This window comes from uncultured Acetatifactor sp., from assembly GCF_948601915.1.
Taxonomy (GTDB): domain Bacteria; phylum Bacillota; class Clostridia; order Lachnospirales; family Lachnospiraceae; genus Acetatifactor.
Genome location: NZ_CAPDXS010000041.1, coordinates 1 through 25326, shown reverse-complemented (window position 1 = coordinate 25326; position 25326 = coordinate 1). Strand labels below are relative to the sequence as shown.

Genomic DNA, 25326 nt, shown 5'->3' with positions numbered 1-25326 from the left:
AAGCCTTAGAACAAGGAGGAATTCAGTTGTATGAAGAAAAAATCGAAGTAGAGGATATGGAGGCGGTAAGAGAACATATGCTGGCGCGTCTGGAACAGATGCGGCGGAGCGGCGTGGAGCTGTTCGTGGACGGGCAGGAGGCCCTTCCCGATGAGGTGGTGTCGAAGGCGGTGCGGGAGAACAGCCCTTATATGGCTGACTACGTGCTGGACGCTTCGGGCATCATCGAACAGGTGCGCTTCGACAGAGTGACGCGCAGGTAGACCGGATTGCCGGCGGGGCGCCGCTGTCTGCTGCAGGCTGGGATTGCCTCTCATGCTGACGGCGGCGGTGTTCCCGTCCATGACGGAATAAGGGGAAGCGGGGGAACGGCCTGACGATTATGGCGATTTATGGAAAATTTGGTAATGACTTAGGGGGCCAAATATGATATGATGGATAAGTCTTTTGGGAACCATGCATCTATTCTGGGAGAAAGGGCTGGACTGAAAATGAAGAAGAGAATAATACCGGTAATCGTAGCGCTGGCATTGATCCTGATAGTCGCTCTGGTAGGATTCGGAGGGATGATCCTGGACAAGTATACCTACAGCAAGGAGCTGGCGGACCTGGACCAGTATTTCGGGGTGGCCCAGGGGGAGCTGGCCATCGTCCTGCAGGACGGGATGGTGGAGGAGAAGGCGCTGCTTCGGGAGGACGCGGTATATTTTGACATAGATACCATGAAGAAATATCTGAATGAGGGCTTTTATGTGGACGCGGCGGAACAGAAGCTCCTGTACACCACCGCGCAGGACACTGTGGCCACTGCGTTCGGGGCCAGGGAATACTCGGACAAAGGCGGCAGCCACCCCACGGTGTACGCCACCTGTCTCCTGGAGGGGGAGAAGGTCTATGTGGCGGCGGAGTACGTGAGGCTGTTCACGAACTTTTCCTACGAGAGGTTCGACAGGCATATCCAGATGTACACCCAGTGGGGGGAGAAGCAGATGCTGGAGGTGGTGAAGGATACCCAGGTGCGCACCCTGGGCGGCATCAAGAGCCCGATCCTGCGGGAGCTGGAGAAGGGGGAGAAGGTAGAGCTGCTGAACCGGATGGAGACCTGGAGCGAGGTGAAGACCTCCGACTCCCTGATCGGCTATGTGGAGAACAAGCGCCTGGACAATGAGTCCACAGAGGTGGAGGTGCCTGTCACGGACTATGTGCCGGCGGAATACACCTCGCTGTCCCTGCCGGGGAAGGTGAGCCTCGGCTTCCACGCCATCGGCGGAGAGGCCGGGAACGAGACGCTGGACGCCATGGTGGCGGAGGGGAAGGGCATCAATGTGATCGCGCCCACGTGGTTCAGCCTGAACGACAATGAGGGGGGCTTCCGCTCCTTCGCGGACAGCGGGTATGTGGAGCGGGCCCACGGATACGGCCTCCAGGTATGGGGGGTCTGGGACAACTTCAACTATAAGAACGAGACGGGCGAGGACATCAGCACCTACCAGGTGCTCTCCTCCACCACAAAGAGGCAGCAGTTGGCGCGGAACATGGTGGACACCTCCCTGGGGCTGGGGCTGGACGGCATCAACCTGGACTATGAGGGCCTGCCCCAGGAGTGCGGGGAGCATTACGCGCAGTTCCTGAAGGAGCTCTCGGTGCTGTGCAGGGAGAGCGGGCTGGTCCTGTCGGTGGACAGCTATGTGCCCTTCAATTTCAACAATCACTACAGGCTGGACATCCAGGGACGGGTGGCCGACTATGTAATCATCATGGGGTATGACGAGCACTGGCACGGCAGCGGGGACCCGGGGAGCGTGGCCAGCATAGACTATGTGTCCAACGGGCTGGACAGGACGCTCCAGGAGGAGCAGGTGCCCGCCGAAAAGGTGGTGAACGCCCTGCCCTTCTATACCATACTGTGGCAGACGGAGGGGGCCGAGGTGTCGGACCAGTACATCACCCTGGCCAATGTGGCGGATTACCTGCAGCGGATGAACGTGCAGCCCGCCTGGGACGAGGAGACCTGCCAGAACTACGCGGAGTGGCAGAGCGGGAACGTGACCTATCAGATCTGGGTGGAGGACGCGGAATCCATCTCGGTGAAGCTCAACGTGATGAAGGCCAAGAATATAGGCGGTGTGGCGGTTTGGCGGCTGGGCTACGGGACGGAGCAGGTGTGGGATCTGGTGAGCGCATATGTGAATTCATGATTTGGGAGATGCGGATACGAAAAAGCTGTGCAGGATGGCCTGCACAGCTTTTTTCATGGCATTTTCCGCCGGTTATTCCAGCCGTCATTTATTTGAAGTAATTGCCCCTTCCCTCCGAGATGCCATAGGTTGCGTAATGCCGGAAGAGCGCCTTTGCGTCATAGCCGAAAGCGGCTTTCAGGTCGGCATGGTCGTCGGCATAGCGGGTGTAGTCGAAGGTGTCGTAGATGGAATAGCTGCCTCGGTTCTCCGAGCTGCCGAAGGTGGTGTAATGCTTGTAGAGCGCCTTTGCGTCATAGCCGAAGGCTGCCTTCAGGTCAGGGTTCTTGTCCGCGTAGCGGATGTAGTTGAACTCCGACGCGCTGGTGGCCTCGCCCGTGGCTGTGCCCGCACCCGCGCCCGGATTGGCGACTGCATAGGCGATCCGGCCCTCTTTGATGCCATAGGTGGTGTAGTGCCCGTAGAGGGCGGCGGCATTCAGCCCCAGGGCTGCCTTCACGTCAGGGTAGTCGTTGGCGTAGCGGACATAGTCGAAATTCTCCCTGGTCACGGTGACGCTGGCGGGATTGGGGGCCGTGGAATATCTGCCGCTGGCCGTGGTCAGGATGCCGTCCTTGATGCCCAGGGAGCCTGCTTGGAAGCTGTAAAAATTGTAATAAGTCTTTCCCGTGGTGCGGGAGACGGCATACAGGTGGTCTACCGTGCCGCTGCATCCGATGGTGGCAGTCATGGCATCCTGGGGATAGACATACAGTTCCCCCACATTTTTGTTGAAATTGCAGAGTACGGTATCATATACATAGGCATTGGTGACATTGGCGTTGACGGAGCAGGCGGCGCCGTTCAGCAGGTAGCAGTTATCGACGTCGCCGCAGTAGATCACCACAAAGGAGCTGGTGCCGGTGACGGTGAGATTGCTGAGGCGTCTGGTGCCCAGGTTCAGGTCGGGGACGGAAGGGCTGTCGTTATAGACTACGACAAGGTCGCCGTCCTTCAGCTCCTGGAGCAGATAGTAGAGCTCCCTGTGGGGCGCATTGTCATCGAAGGCGGACACATTGGCCTGGTAGCGCCAGTCTCTGCTGCCGGGTACATACTTCACCGCGTATGTGACAGGGCCATCCGCGGACGCCTCTATGGAACAGAGGCCGGGCACCACCATGAGGATGGCGACGGCAGCTAAAATCGTGAGGAACTTTTTTGCTTTCTGATAAAACTTCATAGCTATTACCTCCTTTTCCTGATGCGACATTCATTCTGTTATGTCTACTTTCATATTAACTGAGGCGGGGAGGGAGCGCAATCCTTTTTCCGAAATTTAAATAAAATTTAAGAAGTGGAATGGAAAAAAGATGTCAGGAATATAAATAGTACAAAGATTTGCGTGGGAACAGGGAATATGACAGACAGAAAGAAACGGCGGGACAGGCTGCTGTCGGCGGCTCTTACCCTGCTGCTGCTGGCCTCCTTGGCTTACCTGGGGCGGGAGGCGGCGGCTTACGTGGCGGGCAGCAATGTGGAGGCCCAGGAGGAGAAGGGGCGGCGGGTGGTCATCGATGCCGGACACGGGGGCGACGATCCCGGCAAGGTGGGGATCAACGGAGCCAATGAGAAGGACGTGAACCTGGAGATCGCCCGGCTGGTGAAGCAGTACCTGGAGATGAGCGATGTGGAGGTGGTGATGACCAGGGAGTCGGACGAGGGGCTGAACGATGCGGATGCCCCCAACAAGAAGGTCCAGGACATGAAGCGGCGGATCGCCCTGATCGAAGAGGAAGCGCCTGCACTGACCGTGAGCATCCACCAGAACAGCTATCCGGAGGAATATGTCCACGGGGCGCAGGTGTTCTACTACACGGGAAGCGCCCAGGGCCAGCGGCTGGCGGAGGGCATCCAGAGGCGGCTGGTGGAAAGCGCGGATCCGGAGAACAAGCGTCAGGTCAAGGCCAACGACAGTTATTACCTGCTGAAGAAGACGGGGGTGCCTATCGTCATCGTGGAGTGCGGCTTCCTCTCCAACAGCGCCGAGGCTGAGAAGCTCTGTATGCCGGAGTACCAGCAGCGGGTGGCCTGGGCCATACATATGGGGATTCTGGAATATTTGAACGAGAATGAGAAATAGGCAGGAGAGCTCGTAAAACATTCTGCGGAGAGCATTATTAAGGATGTCTTTTCAGGACAGACTCGTTCGGTAGCTGATACCCCTCTCCGCAGAAAGGCTTTTATAGTATTTTAGGCTGATGGATAACGATATGTATTTGTTTCCCTTTTACTTTGTTTTCATAGATATTGCGGAACAGTTGGGGATTCTGAATGATTTTTTCCTTATCATAAATAAAGAAATAGAGGTGCTCCGCATGGTAATGCACCATATCTGCTTCTATTTCTTCTATCAACTTCTTTTGTGGCATGCTGCATCGGGTGCACTTTACTTCAATGACATGCTCGGAATCCAGAAGGATATCTGCCCGGACTGTGCCATAGCCGGTATCCTCGCTGGCTTCGGCCCTTGCCAGCGGATACAGGGGTTTCAGATAGGCATACAGCAGGTGTTGGACATCGTATTCATTCTGGATTTTCAGCCCTGACAGTTGTTCATTCTGGATGCCGCCACGCCTGTGGGGCGGACGCTCCAGAAGAGCTTCCAGAAAAAGATAGTAGTTATCAAGTATGGTGAGCAGGCGGTCATCTGCAGGGGAAGCGGTCATGGTCTGTTCAAGATATGCAATGACCCGATTCCTTGCAGCATCCAGATTGCGCATTGTCTCTTTGTCAGAATATTCATTTACCACGTAGTACGCCCGCTGCTCCAACTCCATCAGGCATTGCGGAGCGGTTTCCAGTGTTTTAAAAAAATTTCTCAAGTCAGTCAAAAAAGCGGAAAATTCCGGACCGTCTTTTATATTTTTCAGCCGCATGACGGCATTCGGTATACTCGTTATGCTTGTACCTGTACCGATAAACATTGTTGTCACCGTGCGCCTCCCCATCGCAGATAGAACAGGAACAGAGGATCGAGAATATAGAGGCTCCCTTCTTTCCAGTCAAGTACCTTAAAAATATCTTCCCGCCCATACAGTAATTCTTTCAGCTTTGCCAGGCTTTCCCGGAGCATCTGTGGGGACGGTTTTTTGCTGTCGTCTGCAAGTAGGCGGTAGATGCGCTCTTTCACATCCTCAAATTCCGACTTCATAATGGGAGGATTTTCTGCAATAGATTTTACGATCAGCTCATAAATGTCGTGTTGCTCTCCATTGACAGTCCGGAATGTGTTCCGGCTTTTACCGCGTGTGCTCGGCCCTTTTTGCATCAGAGACACCACATCTCCGTATTCAAAGTTTGCAGTGGTGTAGTGGTAGGCGGTCTCCAGGATTTCCTGACAGACCTGTCGTTTTTCTTTCCCGGACATTTCCAGCATGGTGCAGATGTTCAGACAGATATACTGCATCAGCTGAGGAGAGGAAAGGCTTTCTACGGCAATCTGCGCTGCAATGGAATCCTCAATGGAAATGTTCAGCTTTCCAAACCCCAGCTTCGCAATCTCCTTTAAATCGTCTACTTCCCAGGGATCCATGTTGATTAGGCTTAAGCGGCCGGAAAGGTCCGCATTCTGCCGAATCGCCTCGTCTGCCCGGTGAGGAAGGGAGACCACAATGGCTTTAAATCCCCTGCGGATGGCATCTTTGAGCTGCTGTGCGATCTGCATCCGTTTTCCCTCCGGGGCATAGTGGAAGTCGTCTATGACCAGAACCAGATCGTTTGCCCTGTAATATTCTATAATCTTATCTTTGGTCAGGGAGAAGGTTTCCTTTTTGGTATATTTATCGCTGGTGCTGGGAATCTGCTTTTCGGATGCAAACTGGCCTTCATATGCAAGCCCGGCTTTGGCAGAGACCAGCTTCCAGAAGTCCGTATCCTCATCGAAGTCTGCTCCGGAAATCTCCACGATATGTTCGAATCCAATGACTTTTTCGCATAGAATGGTCTTCCCCATTTTGGAAGGGCCTACCAGGGAGGTCAGGAAGCCGGATACCTTGATGGCCTGCATCAGCCGGAATTCATAGGGCAGGTCGGAAATGGCAGATTTTCTCGATATATAGGTGTATTCCGGAAATGCCCCGGGGCGGAAGACATCTTCTGCTCTGAGTCCCATATGCGTACCTCCTTATCCGTTTTATCCATTATACCATATTTTTAACCGAATTAAACCTTTTTATTGATTTTTAATCCGTTTAATTGATTCCCGAGGGCAATGAGCCAGGCGGATGCGCCGGCATCCATTTGGCGAATGCCGAGAGGGTCACATACCAAAGTGCCCGCAGGACACTTTCAGCTTTGCAGCGCTGCAAGCTTGATACCCCGTTGCTTGCAGCGGGGGTGTTGACTTATTCTGTAAACATTAAATGAAGCAAGTGCATTTTATTAGTAGATTACCCATTGTAATGTAAAGTCTGCCTATTAGGAGCTGAATCCGAGTGCGGTTTTTTTCCAACAGTGCCGAGGCGGAGAAACTCTGTACGACGGAATACCAGCAGCGGGTGGCCTGGGCCATACATATGGGGATTCTGGAATATTTGAACGAGAATGAGAAATAGGGGCTTATACGGCCCCTATTTTGATGGCGGACTACCCGGGCGCTGCAGTGGGACGCAGGCTCTTGACAGTCTGGCGATTACAGGAGGGCCGCACGCAGCTCCTCTCCGCTCCTGGCGCTCAGATAGGCGGGGGCGATGTCGAAGACAGTCTTGCAGCCGTGGGCTCCCTCCCCGGACAGGCGGTAAGCGGCCCGCGCGTAGGCGACGAGGACGCTGGCGGTGAATTCCGGATTGGAGTCCAGCTTTAAGCTGTATTCGATCAGGTGGCGGTGCTCCTGCTCCCAGCCCGTGGAGCCGCTGCGCAGCACGAAGCCTCCGTGGGGGATGCCGCTGTGGTCCCTTTTCAGCTCTTCCTCGCTGATGAAGTGGACGGTGGTGTCGTAGTCTGCAAAGTAGTTGGGCATGGTCTTGATTTCTTCTTCGATTTTCGCCAAATCCGCCCCCTCCTGGGGCACCACGTAGCATTCCCGGGTGTGCTTCTGGCGGGTGGTCAGCTCCGGATCCTTCCCGGCCCGCACCGCCTCCAGGGCGTCCGCCACGGGGATGGTGTACTGCTTGGCATCCTTCACGCCTGCAATCCGGCGGATGGCATCGGAGTGGCCCTGGCTGACGCCCCTGCCCCAGAAGGTGTAGTCCCTGCCCTGGGGGAGGATGGCGCTGGCATACATCCTGTTCAGGGAGAACATGCCGGGATCCCAGCCCACGGAGATGACGGCAGTCTTCCCGCCCTCCCTTGCCGCTGCGTCCACGTTGGCGAAATGCTCCGGAATCTTCGCGTGGGTGTCGAAGCTGTCCACCACATTGAAGAGCCTTGCGTACTCCGGTGTCTGCGCGGGCAGATCCGTGGCGCTGCCGCCGCAGAGGACCATCACGTCCAGCCTGTCCGTCCACCGGGCCGCTTCGTCCACATGGCAGACCTGCGCCGTCTGTGTGAGGATTTTTACCTCCCCAGGATTCCTCCTTGTGAACACTGCCTTCAATTCCATATCCGGATTCTGGCGGATGGCGCATTCCACGCCCCGTCCCAGATTGCCGTAACCTAAAATACCGATTCTGATAGCCATGATGTCTCCTTTCCCGTTGGCGCTCTTTGCGCTGTGTTGTCTTTTTACGTCCCTTATTATATACGCTTCATGGCGTTTGTGCAAGTCATTCCCCGGGCCGGACATGACAGATGTGTTATATATTTCGCTGCCCGGGAGGCGCTTTCAGGGACCTTTCATGGGGCCGCCAGTTTCCTTCGGGCTGCCGGGGAAGCCGGTGGGGCTTGTCCGGACAGGCTGTCGCAGCGCAAAAAGCGGAAAAATACAGCCGGCCCCATCTGCGCCGTAATCCGGACAGGCCACTGAAAGACAGCCTGCCGGGGCAGCGGACGGGGACAGCGGTATGGAAATGGGAGGGCCTATGCTTTCCCGGCCCACTCTATGGCGATTCCTGTGGCATTGGGGCCCACATGGGAGGACACGATCAGGTTCAGGGAGGCACGGCAGCTACTCTGCACAAGGGAGCTGCATTTCTCGAAAAGCGCTTCGTTGCCCACATAGATGGAGCCCAGCCTGGCGGTTTCCCTGGACTGGGAGATCTGCTGGATATTGCGGAGGGCCGCGTTGAGGCCCCGGTTCTTTTTGTAGGGCACGATGCGCCCTTCCGTGATGGTGAGGGTCACCTTGATGTCCAGGATATCCCCGATTTTGCCTACGCTGGGGGAGACCCTGCCGCCCTGGACCAGATATTTGAAATCGTCCACCACAAAGTAGACATCGATCAGGCCCACCCGTCTGCGGATCTCCTCAGCCGTTTCCGCAAGGGGCACCCCTCTGCCCCTCATCTCGATGGCATCCACGCAGAGGAACCCGCTGCCCAGGGTGGCGCTGAGGGAGTCGATCACTTCTATCCTGGATTCGGGATACAGGGGCCGCAGCTCGTCGGCCACCATGCAGATCGTGCTGTAGGAGCCGCTCAAGGCGGAGGAGACGGCGATGCACAGCACGTCCTTCCCCGCCCCCAGGACCTCTTCGAAGCGCCTGCGGGTGAAATCGGGATTCACTCCGGCGGTGTAGGCCCTGCGGCTGCGCAGCTGCTCGAAAAACGCTTCCCTGGACAGGACCTGCTCGTCTCCGTATATCATGTTTTCATCGAAATAGTAATATTGAGGCAGCAGAGATACCTCTTTTTCATAGGGAGAGGGGAGGTCTACATCGCCGTCTGTAAAAATCACATATTCTTTCATACGAATCATCCTTTACTTTTTGCTTTGACAATGAACGCTTTGGCGGAGCTTTTGTCTTACGCGCCCCGATCCTTCCTATATCCTACTATGCCCGGCGGACTTTCGCAAGTGATTTTATATATATTTCACAGCTTTACGGATAACTGCCGCAAAAGCGTACCGCGGAAAATGTCATGCTTTAGGGCAGTTTTCCCTTGACGAGCCTCTGTTCCAAAGGCTATAATAAACAAAAAAAGAGGTACTTGTCATGTTGATTTTTGCCTGTGGAAGAATGCGCAAATAAATATGCCACACCGGAACAGGGGGCGGGAGACCGCTTTGTTTGGCGTACTTATTTTTATTTGCGGCGATGGAATCCTATTTGTGTGCGGAGTCCATTGCTTATTCTGATTCTTCCCCACAGGCAGTGAATGGCAGTACCTGAAGAGGTTCTTTTCGTGTACCTTCATGTACGCTGGCCAGGCAGGGGGATTCCCTGCCTTTTTGCTGTCCGGATCTGTGGAAGCCCGCTGCGGAACAGTGTGGGGCTTCCAGGGTACGGGAGGAAGCGCTCCTGCCCCATCACAGAATAGGAAATGAAAAACAGGAAAGGAACTCATATGAACAGAAAGAAATATGGAAATAAAAATCACCCTGCGGGAATGGAGGGTCTGAAATTCCTGCACGGTCAAATGTATCGGTACAGAAGGTACAGCATCGCGCTGCCCCTTCTGGCATGTCTGTCACAGGTCTCACAGTCCCTTTTGCTCCTGCTGCTGCCCAAAATCGTGCTGGACGCAGTGACAGGCGGCGCAGGGTTCGCGCCGTTTGCGGCCGCCGTCCTCCGGGTGGGGGCGGGGCTTGCCGCGGCCGCCGTGCTGAACCTGGTGTTCCACAATGAGATTGAGAAATGCTCCCAGACATTCCTGTTCCGCAGGCTGAACGCCCTCTGGGAGAGGAAGATGCTGCGCCTGGATTACGGAGTCTTCTGCTCGAAGCAGGGGAAGATCGGCATGGAGAAGGCCAGAGCGGCCATCGCCAGCCCAAACTGGGGCGTGGTGGAGCTTCCGGGGAAGGAGGCCGCCCTGCTGGAGGCCGGGGCCGGGCTGGCGGCGTACTGCGCCATCGTGGGCACGCTCCATCCGGCCATTCTGGTGTTTCTGGGGCTGTTCTTCCTGGTCGAGATGGCTGCCGGCATCTGGATAGAGGAGAGGAAGCAGGGATTCAAGGAGGAAAAGGCCAGGGCCGACAGACGGCTGAACTATATCGCCTACGGCACCAGGGGCATGAAGGAGGCCAAGGACATCCGCATCTTCTCCATGACCGGAATGCTGAAGGAAATCACAGAGGAGGTAATCCGGGGGAAGAACGCGGTGGAGGCGAAGGTGCTGAGATGGCAGTTCCTCCGGGCGGGAATCACGGCCCTGCTGATATTCGTCAGGAACGGGCTGGCCTGCCTGTTCCTGATAGAGCGGTATCTGGAGGGCGGCATGACCGTGGGGGACTTCTCCCTGTATTTCGGCGCGATTGCGGGAATCGGGATGTGGCTGACGAAGCTGTCGGAGGCGGTCTCCGGCTTCCGGGAGGCGGAGAATTTCGTGCGGGATTTCTACGGGTTCCTGGCGCTGCCGGAGGATGGGACCGCGGAAGGAGCGGATTTGGCGTCAGGCGCTGTCAGCCGGGAGGGCGGCGAGATGCCGGAGTGCGCTGCGGACTGGGATGGACCGAAGTGGGAGGTGCTGCCGGAGTGCGCCGGAACAAAGCCGGGCAGTCCCGCTTCGCACGGGAAAGGCACGGGGAAGCCCGGCGGAACCGGGAGGGCCGTATCTTTTATATTGGAAGACATATCTTTTTCCTACCGGAAATGGGAGGACGGAGAGGAGCGGAAGGTTCCCATATTCCGGAACCTGGACCTCACGATTCGTGCCGGGGAGCGGCTGGCCATCGTGGGGCGCAACGGTGCCGGGAAGTCCACCTTGGTGAAGCTCCTCTGCGGCATGCTGGAGCCGGACCGGGGGCGGATTCTCATGGACGGCCGGGACATCCGGTCCATTCCCAAGGAGGAGCTCTACGGACATTTTTCCGCGGTGTTCCAGCATTCCCGGATACTTCCGGTGAGCGTGGCCCGGAACGTGATGCTGGACGTGCGGGAGCGGGAGGATAAGGATGCCATGTGGGAGGCCATCCGGGCAGCAGGGCTGGAGGAGAAGGTGAAGTCCCTGCCGGCGGGGGAGGAGACCGGCCTGGTGGGGCAGATATCCGAGGAGGGCACAGAGCTGTCCGGCGGGCAGGAACAGCGGCTGCTGCTGGCCCGGGCGCTGTACAAGGCCGCTCCGGTGCTGCTGCTGGATGAGCCCACGGCGGTCCTGGATCCAAAAGCGGAGAGTGAGATTTATGAGAAATACGGGGAGCTGACAGAGGGGAAGACCTCGGTCTTCGTCTCCCACAGGCTGGCTTCCACCAGGTTCTGCGACAGGATCCTCTTTATAGAGGAGGGCAGGATCGCGGAGAGCGGCAGCCATCTGGAGCTGATGGAGAAGAACGGGAGATACGCGGACATGTTCCGGGTACAGAGCCGATATTACAGGGATCAGGAGCGGATTTCCGCAGCTGGATGCGGCGCAGAGGACGCGCCTTTTGCCGGAAGGAAAGAAGGCGATACCGATCAGACGTATGGCCGGGAGGGAGGAGAGGACAGATGAGGAAAAACGGAAGGACATTGAGACAGGACATGGGAATCGTCCGCCGGGGCATCCGGGAGTTCGGGCGCATCCTGCCGGGACAGATGGGGCATGTGATGGTCAGGAGCATATTGATAGCCGGGATTCCGTTTCTGGAGACGGCTGTGACGGCGGTTCTGCTTAACGGGCTCACCGTAAGCCCTGACAGGGGCAGGCTGTTCCTGTACGCCATCCTGGGGGCGGGACTGATACTGGCGCTGTCCCTGTGGAGGAATTATGAGGACTGCCGCATCGACGCAGGGTATCGGAGGCTCTTCGCCTCCCATGAGATCGGCCTGACAGGCAAGGCTTATGCCCTGCCCTACGAGCTGTTGGAGCGGGACAGTACCAGGCGGCTGCGGGATGAGGTGTCCGGCGCGATCGGTCTGTCCGGCGCGGGGATGGCCAGCCTGTACTGGGACATGGACGTGGTCTGGACGAATCTCTTCACAGCGGGGATGGGAGCCGTGATACTGGTCACGTCCCTGGCCGGGATGCTGCCCGCGGACAGGGCGGGCGGGAGCTTTGGCCTGGCGGGTCTGGCTGCGCTGGCGGGGTTCAGCTCCTTTGTGGCCTGCCGGATGACGGGGAAACGCTTTGACGTGACCTTTGAGCTGTTCCTGAAAGGGGCCCGGTATGCCAGATACGGGGATTATTATCATATGAATTATCTGCCGGACGAGGACGCGGCCATGGACGCCAGGATCTACAGCCAGGAGAGGATGATTTTGGACCAATGCCAGACGAAGTGCTATGAGCGGCTGGCGGAGGGGAAGGAGCGGGAGTACAATGCCGCAAGCCGGTATGACGGCGTCAAGCTGGGCTGCTCCATCGTCTGCGGCTGCGCGGTGTACCTTGCCGTCGGACGGGGGGCCATGGAGGGCGCCGTGGGCTGCGGCAGCGTCATTCTGCTGTACAGCGCGGTGACGCGGCTGATCGAGGCTGCGGCCAGGATGGCGGAGATCCTGACGGACCTGCGGAACAACAATGAGCACCTGCTGCGGTATTTCCGGTATATGGACCTGCCGGAGGCCCGGGAAAGCGGGGGAGTGCGGGGGATGTCGGAGGGGCAGAAAAGCTTTGTGGCAGGGAAGCCTGACGGCGGTGGAGGATCCGGCTGCGATATCGTTTTCCAAAATGTCAGTTTCCGGTATCCCGACAGCGATGCTTACGCGCTGAAGGACGTGAACCTGCGGCTGTGCGCAGGGGAGAAGACTGTCATCGTGGGGGAGAACGGCTCGGGGAAGACCACGCTGGTCAAGCTTTTGTGCAGGCTGTACCGCCCCGCCTCGGGCAGCATCCTGCTGAACGGCCGGGATATCTGGGATTACGATTACGGGGAATACATGGGATATCTGGCGGCGGTGTTCCAGGATTTCTCCCTGTTCGCGTTCTCTCTGGCGGAGAATGTGGCCGGCTCCAGAGAGTATGAGGGAGAGCGCGTGCTGGCGGCGCTGGAGAAGGTCGGGCTTTCGGGGCTGGTGGCCGGATACCCGAAAGGAATCTCGCAGCCTCTGTTCCATGACTTCGACGAGGAGGGCGTGGACATCTCCGGCGGGGAGGCCCAGAAGCTGGCCATCGCCAGGGCCGTCTACAAGGACGCAGGCATCATGGTGCTGGACGAGCCCACCGCCGCGCTGGACCCTTATGCGGAGCATGAGATATACGAGAATTTCGGGAAGCTCGCGGAGGGGAAGACCGTGCTGTTCGTCAGCCACAGGATGTCCTCCTGCCGGATGTGCGACAGGATAGTCGTCATGGAGGCAGGAGAGGCGGTGCAGACCGGAACCCATGAGGAGCTGCTGGCGGCCGGGGACGGGAAGTACAGCCAACTGTGGAATGCACAGGCGAAGTATTATACCTGATTTTGTGATGTACATGCCGGGGGAGTTCCGGCAGAATACGGAGGGAGGTTTGGCTTAGCGCAAGATATCTTAGCTCATGATAGGTTGCTTACGGAATTCCGGTCAAGGCTGAAAGGAACAGGGCTTTCAGCCCGGCCTTGACTGGTCTTCCGAAGCTATACTGCAGACCGCCAGGATTTACAGTGGCGTCCCCGGGAAAGTACCTGGCTGGCGGTCTGCAGTCGGGTTGTGCTGCAAATCTGGTCTTCTGAAGCTATACAGTCGGGTCGCGCTGCAAATTTAACCGGAGCGCAGTATAAATGCGGGTTCGGGTCCTAAACTGGGTTCATATCATATTTGTTTTGCCGCCGACAAAAGCCACCGACAAAATTTTCATTATTTCACATGGATACCGCTTAGCGGTACTGATTGACCAAAAGTTTCGCCAAATATCCAAAATATAAGGAATACTTTGTGGTTTTGTAGTATAATTAAGATGTCCGGTGCGAAATTCGAACAAACAGAAAGAACAGAGAGCGGAAAAGATGACAGATGAACGAGATGAAAAACAAAAGACAATGATCCATCAAACAAAAGACATGACCAAGGGGAACCCCTACTCCCTGATGCTGGGCTTCGCGCTGCCCATCTTTTTGAGCCAGGTGTTCCAGCAGCTCTACAACACGGCGGATGCCTTTATCGTGGGCAGGTATCTCGGCACCAACGCCCTGGCGGCGGTGACCTCGTCGGGGACGCTGATTTTCCTTATGATCAGCTTTTTCGCCGGGATCGCCATGGGAGCCGGCGTGGTGATCTCCCGGTACTTCGGGGCGGGGGACGGGGACCAGGTCTCCCGGGCGGTCCATACGGTGCTGGCCTTCGGCCTGGCGGCGGGGGCGCTGCTGACGGTGGTGGGAGTGGCGTTCACCCCTACGTTCCTGGTGTGGATGCAGACGGATCCGGAGGTGCTGCCGGAGGCCATCTCCTATTTCCGGTATTATTTCCTGGGCTCCCTGGCGCTGGTGCTGTACAATGTCTGCCGCAGCATCATGAACGCTCTGGGGGACAGCCGCAGGCCCCTGTATTACCTGATTGTCTCCTCGGTGATGAACGTGGTGCTGGATGTGGTGTTCCTGGCGGTGCTGCGCTGGGGCGTGTGGTCCGCGGCTGTGGCCACGGTGATCTCCCAGGCGGGCAGCGTGGTGCTGTGCATGATCCATCTGATGAAAAAAGGGAACGTGTTCACCGTGGAGTGGCGCAGGATCCGCTTCCACGGGGACATGCTCAGGGAAATCGTCCGAAACGGCCTGCCCTCCGGGGTGCAGAACTCCGTCATCGCCTTTGCCAACGTGATCGTCCAGTCCCAGATCAACTCCTTCGGCAAGCTGGCCATGGCGGCTTACGGCACCCATGCCAAGATCGAGGGCTTCGCGTTCCTGCCCATCACCAGCTTCAACATGGCCAGCACCACCTTCATCAGCCAGAACCTGGGAGCCAGACAGTACGACAGGGCGAAGAAAGGCGCACGGTTCAGCATTCTGGCGGCGATGGCCCTGGCGGAGGCCATCGGGGTCTGCTGCTATATCTTCGCACCGAAGCTGATCGGATTCTTTGACCAGACGCCGGGGGTCATCGAGCTGGGCGTGCGCCAGGCCCGGACGGTGTCGCTGTTCTTCTGCCTGCTGGCCTTTTCCCACGCGGTGGCGGCGGTGTGCAGGGGAGCGGGGAAGGCCTTCGTGCCCATGTGCGTCATGCTGGCGGTGTGGTGCGTGATCCGTATCAGCTACATATTTGTAGTCGTAACGCTGACCAATGAGATCGGGTATATCTACTGGGCCTACCCGCTGACATGGGGGATCAGCTCCGTGATTTACCTGTTCTATTACCTGCGCTGCGACTGGGTGCACGGGTTCGACAGGGCGGCGGAGAAGCGGTAGCAGCAGCGGCGGGCCGGTCCTGAAAGGCGGGAGCGGGAGAGGAGCGTGGAAAGGTGACGGAGAAGATGACGGAAAAAAGGACTTGTCAGGTTTGTATGCATCATTGCAGTCTTGCCCCCGGCCAGACGGGGCTCTGCGGCGCCAGGAAAAATGAGGGCGGGGAAATCGTCTGTGAGAATTACGGCCAGATTACCTCTATGGCGCTAGATCCCATCGAAAAGAAGCCGCTACAGAATTTCCGCCCGGGCGCGAATGTCCTGTCCGTGGGGAGCTACGGCTGCAATCTGCGCTGCCCTTTCTGCCAGAACCATGAGATTTCCATGGGCGGCAGGGAGGAGGCCGGCGGGATGTACGTACCGCCAAAGCTGCTGGCGGACACGGCGCTGGAGTGGAAGGAGCGCAAGAAGGCCGGGAACATCGGCGTGGCTTTTACCTACAATGAGCCGCTGGTGGGCTGGGAATATGTCCGGGACACCGCCAGGCTGGTCAGGGAGTACGGCATGGAGAACGTGCTGGTGACCAACGGCACGGCCTCCCTGGAGGTGCTGGAGGAGCTCCTGCCCTGGATGGATGCCATGAACATCGACCTGAAGGGGTTCCGGGAGGATTATTACAGGAAGCTTGGCGGGGATTTGGAGACGGTGAAGCGGTTTATTGCAAGGGCGTCGTCGAACTGCCATGTGGAGCTGACTACGCTTATCGTGCCGGGAGAAAATGACGGCGAGGAGGAGATGGAGGAGGAAGCCCGGTGGATTGCGGGCTTAAGCAGGGAAATCCCGCTCCATATCACCCGCTTCTTCCCCCAGTACCGCATGAGGGACAGAGGGCCTACGGACGTGGGGGCGCTGCGCCGCCTTGCGGGTATCGCGGGGAGGTATTTGGAGCATGTGTATCTGGGGAATGTGTGATGTTCATAGCCGCATCCATTTACTACGGTCAGGCTTTCAAAAAATCACTGAACTCCTTCAGCTCCCTTTTCCTGTCCTCCGGAAGGCTGTTGAACTCCACATTGCGGACCGCGCCTTCCAGCGCATATAAATGGACCAGGCAGACATTCGGATACCTTACCTTCAATTTCAGGAAAGCCTGCTCCGCGCCCGAACGGATCAATTCCTCCGGCGAACCAATGCCCACAGCATCCAGCTTTTTGGCCATCTCCCTGCCGATATTCATCATGGATGTCAATTCTGCCATGTCTTTCTCCTGTCTCCCTTCGCCCTGAGCCGCCTGACAGCGCCGCAGCCTGTCAATGCCGCACCACCTCGAACCGCTCCAGCGCCACCGCCTCTCCCTCCCGGATGCCCGCTTTCTGCTTCGCGATGGCGATCTGCTGCTCCACGGTGTCCACGCCCTCCAGGTTGGGCAGCAGCAGGCCCCGTTTTAAGCCTTTCGTCACGATGACCCCATACCGGCCCGCGTCCAGCTCTTCAGGGGATGTGACAGGCTCCGTCTCCCCCAGCACGTCCACGCTGATGGTGAGGCGGTCTGCCTCCCAGGCCTCCACCGGGGGGAACCTGGGGTCCCTGGAGCAGGCGCTGACGGCATTGGCGATGATTTCCTCCGCCAGGCTGTCTTTCGTGGCCTGGATGGTGCCGATGCAGCCCCGGAGCCGCCCGTCCTCCTTCAGGGACACGAAGGCCCCGGCCCGGGTGCCGTAAAGCTCCGGGGGCAGGCCCTGGGGCGGGGCGATCTGCCTGCCTGTCCGCAGATATTCCTGAATAGTCTGCCGGGCCAGGCGGACATAAGGGTCTTCCTTTTCCCGGAGGGCCCGGAGTCTGGCATTCTCCTTTTCCTCATGCTGTTCCAGGAAATCGCGGGTTCCGTCAGGGCCCAGGGCCTTATACCCGCAGATGCCGTATCCCACGCCGAAAGGCCCCTCATAGGAAAGCTTCCGCGCCTCCACGGCGGTCCGGTGGAAAGCCCCGGCCAGGATGGTGAAGGAGCGGTGCCCGCATTCAGCGGCTTTCTCGCAAAAATCCTCGGAAAATTCCAAAAGCTCCCCGAAAGCGGCCCTGGCCATGACGTCCATGATCCGGGCATCGTACCTGGGCCCCTCCTCCTGATAGCCGTAGGGGCCGTCCTCCTTCAGGCGGTGTGACAGGTCGCCGCTGGCGATTATCACGGCGCGCCTGTCCAGGGCCTGGGCCGTCTCCCGGATGCACTGCCCCAGGCGGTAGTGGGCCGTCAGAGGGAAACCCGACAGGCCGATTCTGACCAGACGGTATTCCGTCAGATATTGGTTCACGAAATACAGGGGGACCATGGTGCCGTGGTCCAGCTTCCGCTCCCGCTCCCCCAGCGTGCCGGCCTGGATTCCGCGGACTCCGGCTTCCGCGGCCAGCCGCTCGGCGAAGGCCGTGTCATAGGAGACCTCCATGCGCACCTGGGGCGCCCCGAACCGCCCGAAGTCCCCCCTGGCGCTGCGCCCCGGAGAGATATGGAAATAGTCGGCGTACATGGTCTGATGGGGGGAGAGGAGCACGATGGTCTCCGGCTGCAGCCGCCCGATTTCCTCCGCCACGGTTTTGTAGGATTCGATTGTGTTCTTGATGGCCTCTTCCTGCCCCTGCCCCACGTCGGGTACGATCAGGGGCGGGTGGGGGACCATGAAGCCTGCCAGGATTGCCATAGAATGCTCCTTTCTTGCGCCTGCGCTGTTCCGGATTCTATTGAGTTCGTATAGATACTATTCTAAACGATATGGTTACAAAAAGCAACGGCCAGCAGGTTCGGGATTTTCGGATGGAATGCCGGTTATCCCTGCTGTTTGCGGCAGGGGCAATTTTTTAGATGTACATGGCGGGTGATTTATGGTAGACTAGTTAGGAGAGAGCAATTTGCGATGCCCTTCAAGGGAGGAAGACAAAATGAGAATAACACCGGACAATCCCCTGCTGGTCTACAGCGGCAGAATCGACTGGAGCCACAGACGTGCCCCTGTGTTCATCTTTCCCTGTACCAGCGTGTCGGCCAGGTTTACCGGCCAGGTGCTGAAGGTGCATGTGGGGAACCGCCATGCCTACTGGGACAATTACCTGGGATATCTTCTGGACGGAGAGCAGACCTTCCTGCGGCTTCCGGAGAACGGGACGGCGGAATGCGAAATTCCGATAGAAAGTAGCGGAGAACATGAATTCCTGCTGTTCAAGCGCCAGGATGCCTGCCACGAGCTGGTCTTTCTGGGGCTGGAGATCGGGGAGGGGGAACGCCTGCTTCCCGCCAGACAGAACCCGAAGCGAAGAATGGAGGTGTACGGCGATTCCGTGTCCGCGGGAGAAGTGTCGGAGGCTGTGGAATACATGGGGAAACCGGACCCTGTCCACAATGGGGAATATTCCAACGGCTGGTACTCCTACGCCTGGATGACAGCCAGGAAGCTGGATGCCCAGATACACGACATCGCCCAGGGCGGGATCGCCCTGCTGGACGGGACGGGCTGGTTCAATGAGCCGGAGGCCATCGGCATGGAGACCGCCTGGGACAAGCTGCGCTACAACCCTGTCTTCGGCCCTGCGGTGCCTTGGGATTTCAAAGCCTACACGCCTCAGGTAGTGGTGGTGGCGGTGGGCCAGAACGATGCCCATCCGGAGGATTATATGAAAGAGGACTATGACGGTGCCAGGGCCGTGGAATGGCGGGCGCGCTACAGTGCTTTCCTGAGGAAGCTGCGGGGGATCTACCCTGAGGCTACAATCATCTGCTGCACCACGATTCTGGGGCACGACCCATCCTGGGACAGGGCCATAGAGGAAGCGGTGACGGGCCTGCAGGACGAGGGAATCACGAAATATACGTTCAGGCGCAATGGCTCCGGCACCCCGGGGCATCTGCGGATACCGGAGGCGGAGGAGATGGCCGGGGAGCTTGCGGCCTATATCCGGACGCTTCGGATTCCGGGCTGGGAGGAGGAAGACTTATGAGGATAGACAGCCCCATGCGGGGGGAGCGGATTCTTGTCCGCAATTATGAGAAGTCCGACCTGGAGTTTCTGACGGGCATGTGGTTCCATGAAGAAAACGGGAAATATATGAGCGATCCTACCGCGGAGTATGTGGACCAGGCTTATCAGAAAGCGCTGGACACCCTCGGGGAGAGCGAGCTGGGATATTATCTTGTCATCGAGCTTGCGGACACAGGGGAATCGGTGGGGTCTTTCTGCATGTTTCCCGATGAAAGGGAAAAAGTGTATGATATCGGCTACTGCATCCACAGGAAGTACTGGAAAAGCGGCTATGGCAGCGAAGCCCTTGGGCTGGCGCTGGAGTGGATCAGGGCCAGGGGCGGAGAGAAGGTGACGGCAGAGGTGGCGGTGGGGAACCTTGCGTCCAATGCCCTGCTGCGGAAATTCGGGTTTGCCGTGGAGAGGCGGGCAGAATTCAGCAAATATCATATGGACGTGCGCTTTGACAGCTATATCTATGCCAGAATGCTTACGGAACTTCCGCCCGGGCGCGAATGCCCTGTCCGTGGGGAGCTACGGCTGCAACCTGCGCTGCCCTTTCTGCCAGAACCATGAAATTTCCATGGGCGGCAGGGAGGAGGCCGGCGGGATGTATGTACCGCCAAAGCTGCTGGCGGACACGGCGCTGGAGTGGAAGGAGCGCAAGAAAGCCGGGAACATCGGCGTGGCTTTTACCTACAATGAGCCGCTGGTGGGATGGGGATATGTCCGGGACACCACCAGGCTGGTCAGGGAGTACAGCATGGAGAATGTGCTGGTGACCAACGGCACGGTCTCCCTGGAGGTGCTGGAGGAGCTCCTGCCCTATAGCGATGCCATGAACATCGACCTGAAGGGGTTCCGGGAGGGGTATTACCGGAAGCTTGGCGGGGATCTGGAGACGGTGAAGCGGTTTATCACAAGGGCATCGGCAGACTGCCATGTGGAGCTGACCACGCTGATCGTGCCGGGAGAGAACGACGGGGAGGACGAGATGGAGGAGGAAGCCCGGTGGATCGCGGTCTTAAGCCTGGCCCGCATTCTGCAGTGTCATAGCCAGACAGGCCCATGATTTGAAAACATTCTTTTTTCTCGATTCGAAATTCCATACCGGTCACTCCTTTGACTGTTAGTAGAAAAGTGATTGGCGGATAAGTCTTCAGTGAGACGGACATCTTCCGGACACTGGAAGGGGTAACGCCGTGAAGCCCCCTAAATGCCCTGGTGAAGGTGGTGGGTGACTCATAGCCGTCTTTCAGGGCGATATCCACGATTTTTTCATTGCTGTTCTGCAGGTCAAAGACGGCCTGGGCAAGCCTTCTGCGACGGATATGCTCCGAAAGCGACATGCCTGTCAGAAATGAGAAAATCCTTGAGAATTCATAGACGGAACAGCCCATCATTCGGGCAGGGGTTTCATGCCGTATCCGTCCTGTCAGATTTTCTTCTATAATATGCGATCACCTGGTTCATCTCTTGAAGCAGATCCATACAATCCCTCCTCTCTGTGACCATTATAGGATATGAAAGGGCAGTTTTCTCCACATTTCCCCCGGAGTTCGGATAGGTTTGCGCTGGCATTATTATATCGCCGCCAGCCAGATAAATCAATGGCGTTTCAGCCGCCGTTTCGGCTGGAGGAAGGGGATAGTGTTGACCGAATTATCTGGCGGGCGTCTTACAAAAATGTCACCCCGGGCGGCGGAAATGTCACCTGATTCGATGTCGGGGCATCGGGCTGTCCTGTATAATGCATGGTATAAATGGCATCAGATACAGGAAGGATTGGGGAGGTGTCTTGGATGAAGAGATGCATGGATAGATGTGGGAAGAGACGGACGAATAGATGGGTGAGGGCGGTGCTCCTGTGCTGCATTGCGTTTTCGCTGACGGGCTGCGGCTTCCGCAGGGTGAATTCCTGGGAGTGGCTGAAAATCGCCGACAATGTGGTCGGGGTGCTGGGCGCCTCGCAGATAACGGCGGACGAGGAGCTGTTGGGACAGCGGGTATGCCATGACGATGCCTATGTGGGCAACTATGAAGCGCAGTGCCAGGGAAGCACGGGAAGGGACGTGGTGTTCGGCGGCGGCTCCATCGAGACCCGCAGGCTGCAGGTGTACGGGCGGATACTGGCCGAGGAGGGACAGGCCACGGTGAGAATCCGGATGAACGAGGAGGTTGTGGAGCTTGCGGCGGACGAGGAGGGGCGCTTTGAGACGGAGCTTCGCCTGAAGAGCGGCGGGAATTACATCATGGTGGACTATGAGGGGTTTTCCGGCACCGTGGAGCTGATCAGCATACGGCTGCCCCTGGACTGGGACGGGAAGGACGCTCTGGCGTTTTGCCCTGAGGGGGGGAGGTGGAAGGTGAAACCGGATGCCGGATGGGGGCTGCTGCTGGGAGCCGGAGAGGGAGGGGAATCCGCTCAGGCCGAGGAGCGGCCAGGCAGTGAAGCCGGCCGGGCCGAGGAGCCGGTCAGGCAGGGAATCCGGTCAGAGGCCGGAATGAGGCCGGATGCGGGGCGAGGACCGCTGTGACAGAAGGGCCGGAGAACAGTGAAAAGCAGTTGCAAAGAGCGCTGCATTATATTATGATAGAAGCATCAGGGGGTGGCGCAAAAGGGGGATGCTCCTGCCGCCGGGCGGCCTGGCCGGATATTCCGGATCCGTTCCGTGGCTGTATGCTTTAGGCAGGGGGCGTTTTGCGGATTTCCTTTGCGGATTTCCATAGAGGAAGGGCTGAAAGACCGCCCGCCATATATGTTCCCCATGGACAGATTGGCGTATTCCGGCGATCCTGCGTAGACAGGCGCTCGGAATTTTTGGGGACGGAATCCGGCATGGGAGTCGGACAGCGCCTGGAACAGTGGGGGAATCGGCTCAGAGGAGATTGGGAAAGCCGTGAGATATGCGGCCTGGAGACTCGGAGAGCATATGTAATAGGCGTTCGGAAGCTTTGGAGACGGAATCCGGCATGGGGGTTGGACAGCACCTGGAGCGTGGGGGAATCGGTCCGGAGGAGCTTCGGAAAGTCGCGTGGCATGCAGCCTGGAGATTCCGAGAGTGTATTGTAAAAAAGAGGAGGATGGGCAAATGGAATGGTTCGTGGATTCGACAGTGGACGGGAAGGCTTTGGATGGTTTCTTCACATTTATGGAGGAAAATAAGATTGAGGTGCACACCATGCAGATCTACCGCGGGGAGCGCCGGCTCCTTCGCCTGGCACAGGAGCCCTACTCCTGCAGGGACTCCAGGGAGGTGTATTCCCTGAGCAAGATGTTCACCTCCACGGTGGTGGGCATCGCGGTGGGGCAGGGACTGTTGCGGGTGCAGGACAGGCTGGTGGATATCTTCGGCAGGGAAGGGGCTTCGGAGAAGATGTCCCATATCACGGTGCGCCACCTCCTCTCCATGAACACAGGACATGACAGATGTGTCATTCCGGAGATGATCGTGGCACCGGATTCCGCGGAGGCGTTCTTCGGCGTGGAGCCTGTGTATGAGCCCGGGACCCATTTTACATACAACACGGGCGCGAGCTGCATGCTGGTGTCGGTGATAGAGAAGGTGTCCGGCAGGGACTTTTTCCAGTACGCCTGCGAGAACCTGTTCTATCCCATGGGGATGACGGACATCTCCTGGAGGCGCTGCGCCGACGGCAGGTGCGTGGGCGGCGCGGGGCTCCATGTCTGCAGCGACGATATCGTCAAGCTGGGACAGATGTACTTAAGCGGCGGCGTCTATCAGGGCAGGCGCATCCTGTCCGAGGCCTGGATCCGGGAGGCGTCCTCCTATGTGTCCGACAATTCCGGCAACGGAACGCCGGACTGGTGCAGCGGCTACGGCTACCAGCTCTGGATCAACAGCAGGGGAGGCTATCGGGGGGACGGCGCCTTCGGGCAGCTTTTGGTGATTCTGCCGGAGCGGGACATGTTCGTGGCCGTGCAGGCTTTCTGTGCCGATATGCAGAAGGAGATGGACGGTGTCTTCGGGCTGCTGGAGGCCATGGACGGCGGCGCAGGGGAGGGGAAGGTGCATGCTTTCCCGCCGCTTCCTGAGGGAGGGCGGCTTCCGGAGATCGACAGGAGCTACCGCCTGGACGAGAACCCCATGCGGTTCGGCAGCCTTTGGATCAGGTCGGGAGGGGACAGGGTACATCTGTCCTTCGACGATGGGCGCAGCATCCAGACCGTGGAGGCGAAAACGGGCTGTTGGACAGTGAACCAGTGCGACATGCGGTATGTGCAGCCCGCCCTTGGGGGACATCATCCAGGGGAAGATAGGGAGCGGCTGGTCATGGCGGTGTCCTGCGGGGAGGAAGAGGGGAAGATCGTGCTCCTGGTCCGTTTCCGCACCAGCCCCCATACCCAGCGCTGGGAGATCGAGGCAGGCGGCGAGGGCCTGCGCATGTCCTTTGCGGAGCCGGAGGGGCCTGAGGGAGAGTGCCTGACGGGACGGTAGGAAGCGATGCAGTAAAATGATATGGAAGGGGCCGCACATCCATGCTTGGGGAAGCAGCGACGGGCGGCCCCGCTTTGGGGATTTCGGCCAGTTTATTCCCGCGAGCAATGAGTCAGGCGGCCGTGCCTGCACGGCCAGTTGGCGAATGCCGCGAGGGTCAAATACCAAAGTGTCCGAAGGACACTTTCTGCTCTGCAGCGTTGCAAGCTTGATGCCCCGTTGCTTGCAGCGGGGTATTTGATTCCAGGGAGGCTTCCCGCTTTAATTTCACAGGCGCATACAGCACCATCTGTTCATACCCAAGCCCCTCTTTGATTTCCTCGTCCACATAGACCATATGCCCCATCAATTCCCGGCTGTCGTCCATGACGAATCCTGTGTCTTCCAGCCATTTTTCCGTCTTGCGTCTGACATGGTCATGGCTCTCCCCATCGCCGTCTATGCTGACTGCCGCCGCGTACAGGCCGCCGGGGCATTGGACGATTTCCCAGGGGGCGGTGTCGGCCTGGGTCACCTCGTCCTTCACGGCCCAGAACCATTCGGCCTTGTCGCCCGTTCCGCACAGGAAGTCGGGGGCGTCGAACAGCACGGGCCTGAACAGGTGGTTATGGGCTTCCTGCCATGGGCCGAACCCGCCCCCGAACAGCTCCTCGAAGCTCAACCGGCCCGATGTCACCGCCCGGAAAGGGGGAATCTTGACGATCATGATGTCAGGCACCTTTCTGTCCAGCTTCTCCGTGACCTCCAGCAGACGGTTCACCGTCCCTGGGTTGCCGCTGTAGCCCACATTCGCAATCTGGGCCCGGATATCCCTGGCTTTCTCATAGAGCAGCCTCACATCGGCCTCCTTGCTGAAGTCGGCCTGCTCGATCTGCCGGATGAAGGTCAGGACGATCTCCTTCAGCTCCTGGAGCAGGGAGACCTCCGTCTCGATGTCCTGCACCTTTTTGCTTAGCACCTCCAGGACGGTCTCGGAGCTGGAGGTGCCGAAGATGCGCTGGATGTCCTTGATAATGATGTTCAGCCTGCGCAGGATCAGGATCTGCTCCAGGCGGTGGATGGCTTCCTGGTCGTAGAGCCTGTAGGCATAGTCGCTGCTGCGGGCACTCTGTATCAGGCCTACGTCTTCGTAGTAGCGAAGGGTCCGGGCCGAGATGTTGTATCTGGCCGTCACTTCCCTGATCTTGATGTAATCATCCATGGCTTTGCTCCTTTGTGGTTTCTGTTCTGTATGGTATGGATCTTTCTGCACGGTTCCTATGATAATAGTATAAACGCTTCCCTAACGGCAGAGTCAATCTGTTTTTGAAATTTTTTTCAGGATGGGGTTTCCATATGCTTAAATGTGCGTATTGTCAGAAAATGCGGCATCGTTAGTGTATAATTATTATTGGCAGAGGGAGGGAGCAGACTAAAAATAAAAGGG

The 25326-nt window shown here is 58.0% G+C and carries 20 protein-coding genes and 2 pseudogenes; 13 read left to right on the top strand and 9 right to left on the bottom strand.

All coding sequences use genetic code 11. The annotated features are described in order from the left end of the window. Window positions 1–26 precede the first annotated feature (26 nt). On the top strand, window positions 27–263 hold the full coding sequence (locus Q2B33_RS09090) for a hypothetical protein (RefSeq protein WP_296461460.1): 237 nt from the start codon (window positions 27–29) through the stop codon (window positions 261–263). A 228-nt stretch (window positions 264–491) separates the two neighbouring features. Next, window positions 492–2198: a glycosyl hydrolase family 18 protein gene (locus Q2B33_RS09085; RefSeq protein WP_300783329.1), complete on the top strand. Its 1707-nt coding sequence runs from the start codon at window positions 492–494 to the stop codon at window positions 2196–2198. A gap of 88 nt (window positions 2199–2286) precedes the next feature. Here Q2B33_RS09085 and Q2B33_RS09080 read toward each other — a convergent pair whose 3' ends face one another. After that, entirely contained in the window at window positions 2287–3417 is a 1131-nt protein-coding gene (locus tag Q2B33_RS09080; RefSeq protein ID WP_300783331.1) for a hypothetical protein, read from the bottom strand. Window positions 3418–3594: 177 nt separating this feature from the next. Between Q2B33_RS09080 and Q2B33_RS09075 the strand changes: the two genes are divergently transcribed. Next, entirely contained in the window at window positions 3595–4317 is a 723-nt protein-coding gene (locus tag Q2B33_RS09075) for an N-acetylmuramoyl-L-alanine amidase (RefSeq protein WP_300774156.1), read from the top strand. A gap of 100 nt (window positions 4318–4417) precedes the next feature. Here the strand turns inward: Q2B33_RS09075 and Q2B33_RS09070 are convergent, their stop codons facing one another. Together Q2B33_RS09070 and Q2B33_RS09065 are read right to left on the bottom strand one after the other, a co-directional pair. Next, window positions 4418–5161 (bottom strand): hypothetical protein, encoded by a 744-nt coding sequence (locus Q2B33_RS09070; protein ID WP_300783338.1) that lies wholly within the window; start codon window positions 5159–5161, stop codon window positions 4418–4420. A gap of 5 nt (window positions 5162–5166) precedes the next feature. Next, the gene (locus Q2B33_RS09065) at window positions 5167–6348 is read right to left on the bottom strand and encodes an ATP-binding protein (protein ID WP_300795010.1); all 1182 of its coding nucleotides are present in this window, start codon (window positions 6346–6348) and stop codon (window positions 5167–5169) included. 328 nt (window positions 6349–6676) lie between these two features. Here Q2B33_RS09065 and Q2B33_RS24715 point away from each other — a divergent pair. Then, a pseudogene (locus tag Q2B33_RS24715) lies at window positions 6677–6790 on the top strand (N-acetylmuramoyl-L-alanine amidase); the annotation flags it as partial. Between the two features lie 77 nt (window positions 6791–6867). On the opposite strand, the gene Q2B33_RS09055 reads toward Q2B33_RS24715, so the two are convergent. Next, window positions 6868–7854, bottom strand: coding sequence for a diaminopimelate dehydrogenase (locus Q2B33_RS09055; protein WP_300563756.1), 987 nt, complete (start codon window positions 7852–7854; stop codon window positions 6868–6870). 338 nt (window positions 7855–8192) lie between these two features. Continuing rightward, window positions 8193–9020 carry a DegV family protein gene (locus tag Q2B33_RS09050; protein WP_300563754.1) on the bottom strand — a complete coding sequence of 276 codons (828 nt, stop codon included), beginning with the start codon at window positions 9018–9020 and terminating at the stop codon, window positions 8193–8195. Window positions 9021–9619: 599 nt separating this feature from the next. Here Q2B33_RS09050 and Q2B33_RS09045 point away from each other — a divergent pair. The 4 genes from Q2B33_RS09045 to amrS all read left to right on the top strand — a co-directional run bounded on the left by Q2B33_RS09045 (window position 9620) and on the right by amrS (window position 16408). Beyond that, window positions 9620–11701 carry an ABC transporter ATP-binding protein gene (locus Q2B33_RS09045; RefSeq protein ID WP_300563752.1) on the top strand — a complete coding sequence of 694 codons (2082 nt, stop codon included), beginning with the start codon at window positions 9620–9622 and terminating at the stop codon, window positions 11699–11701. Continuing rightward, entirely contained in the window at window positions 11698–13584 is a 1887-nt protein-coding gene (locus tag Q2B33_RS09040; protein ID WP_300563750.1) for an ABC transporter ATP-binding protein, read from the top strand. The genes Q2B33_RS09045 and Q2B33_RS09040 overlap by 4 nt, the downstream gene beginning before the upstream one ends. A 557-nt stretch (window positions 13585–14141) precedes the next feature. Then, entirely contained in the window at window positions 14142–15500 is a 1359-nt protein-coding gene (locus Q2B33_RS09035; protein ID WP_300832598.1) for an MATE family efflux transporter, read from the top strand. A 65-nt stretch (window positions 15501–15565) separates the two neighbouring features. Continuing rightward, window positions 15566–16408 carry an AmmeMemoRadiSam system radical SAM enzyme gene (amrS, locus tag Q2B33_RS09030; protein WP_300563765.1) on the top strand — a complete coding sequence of 281 codons (843 nt, stop codon included), beginning with the start codon at window positions 15566–15568 and terminating at the stop codon, window positions 16406–16408. A gap of 28 nt (window positions 16409–16436) precedes the next feature. Here amrS and Q2B33_RS09025 read toward each other — a convergent pair whose 3' ends face one another. Beyond that, window positions 16437–16694, bottom strand: coding sequence for a TfoX/Sxy family DNA transformation protein (locus Q2B33_RS09025; protein ID WP_300563746.1), 258 nt, complete (start codon window positions 16692–16694; stop codon window positions 16437–16439). Window positions 16695–16746: 52 nt separating this feature from the next. Next, entirely contained in the window at window positions 16747–18129 is a 1383-nt protein-coding gene (amrA, locus tag Q2B33_RS09020) for an AmmeMemoRadiSam system protein A (protein WP_300563744.1), read from the bottom strand. A 238-nt stretch (window positions 18130–18367) separates the two neighbouring features. On the opposite strand from amrA, the gene Q2B33_RS09015 reads away from it, so the two are divergent. The 3 genes and pseudogenes from Q2B33_RS09015 to Q2B33_RS09005 all read left to right on the top strand — a co-directional run. Continuing rightward, entirely contained in the window at window positions 18368–19420 is a 1053-nt protein-coding gene (locus tag Q2B33_RS09015; RefSeq protein ID WP_300563742.1) for a GDSL-type esterase/lipase family protein, read from the top strand. Beyond that, the gene (locus tag Q2B33_RS09010) at window positions 19417–20016 is read left to right on the top strand and encodes a GNAT family protein (protein WP_330684662.1); all 600 of its coding nucleotides are present in this window, start codon (window positions 19417–19419) and stop codon (window positions 20014–20016) included. Before Q2B33_RS09015 ends, Q2B33_RS09010 begins: the two co-directional genes overlap by 4 nt. Continuing rightward, window positions 19925–20461 (top strand): annotated as a pseudogene (locus Q2B33_RS09005) (radical SAM protein); the annotation flags it as partial. The gene Q2B33_RS09010 and the pseudogene Q2B33_RS09005, both read left to right, overlap by 92 nt. Here Q2B33_RS09005 and Q2B33_RS24710 read toward each other — a convergent pair. After that, window positions 20358–20840 carry a helix-turn-helix transcriptional regulator gene (locus Q2B33_RS24710; protein WP_369124243.1) on the bottom strand — a complete coding sequence of 161 codons (483 nt, stop codon included), beginning with the start codon at window positions 20838–20840 and terminating at the stop codon, window positions 20358–20360. The pseudogene Q2B33_RS09005 and the gene Q2B33_RS24710 sit on opposite strands and share 104 nt — an antisense overlap. Window positions 20841–21242: 402 nt before the next feature. On the opposite strand from Q2B33_RS24710, the gene Q2B33_RS09000 reads away from it, so the two are divergent. Then, window positions 21243–21977: a hypothetical protein gene (locus Q2B33_RS09000; protein WP_300563740.1), complete on the top strand. Its 735-nt coding sequence runs from the start codon at window positions 21243–21245 to the stop codon at window positions 21975–21977. A gap of 555 nt (window positions 21978–22532) precedes the next feature. Next, window positions 22533–23900 (top strand): serine hydrolase, encoded by a 1368-nt coding sequence (locus tag Q2B33_RS08995; RefSeq protein WP_300563738.1) that lies wholly within the window; start codon window positions 22533–22535, stop codon window positions 23898–23900. Between the two features lie 157 nt (window positions 23901–24057). On the opposite strand, the gene Q2B33_RS08990 is transcribed toward Q2B33_RS08995, so the two are convergent. After that, window positions 24058–25101 (bottom strand): MerR family transcriptional regulator, encoded by a 1044-nt coding sequence (locus Q2B33_RS08990; RefSeq protein WP_300563736.1) that lies wholly within the window; start codon window positions 25099–25101, stop codon window positions 24058–24060. Between the last annotated feature and the right edge of the window lie 225 nt (window positions 25102–25326).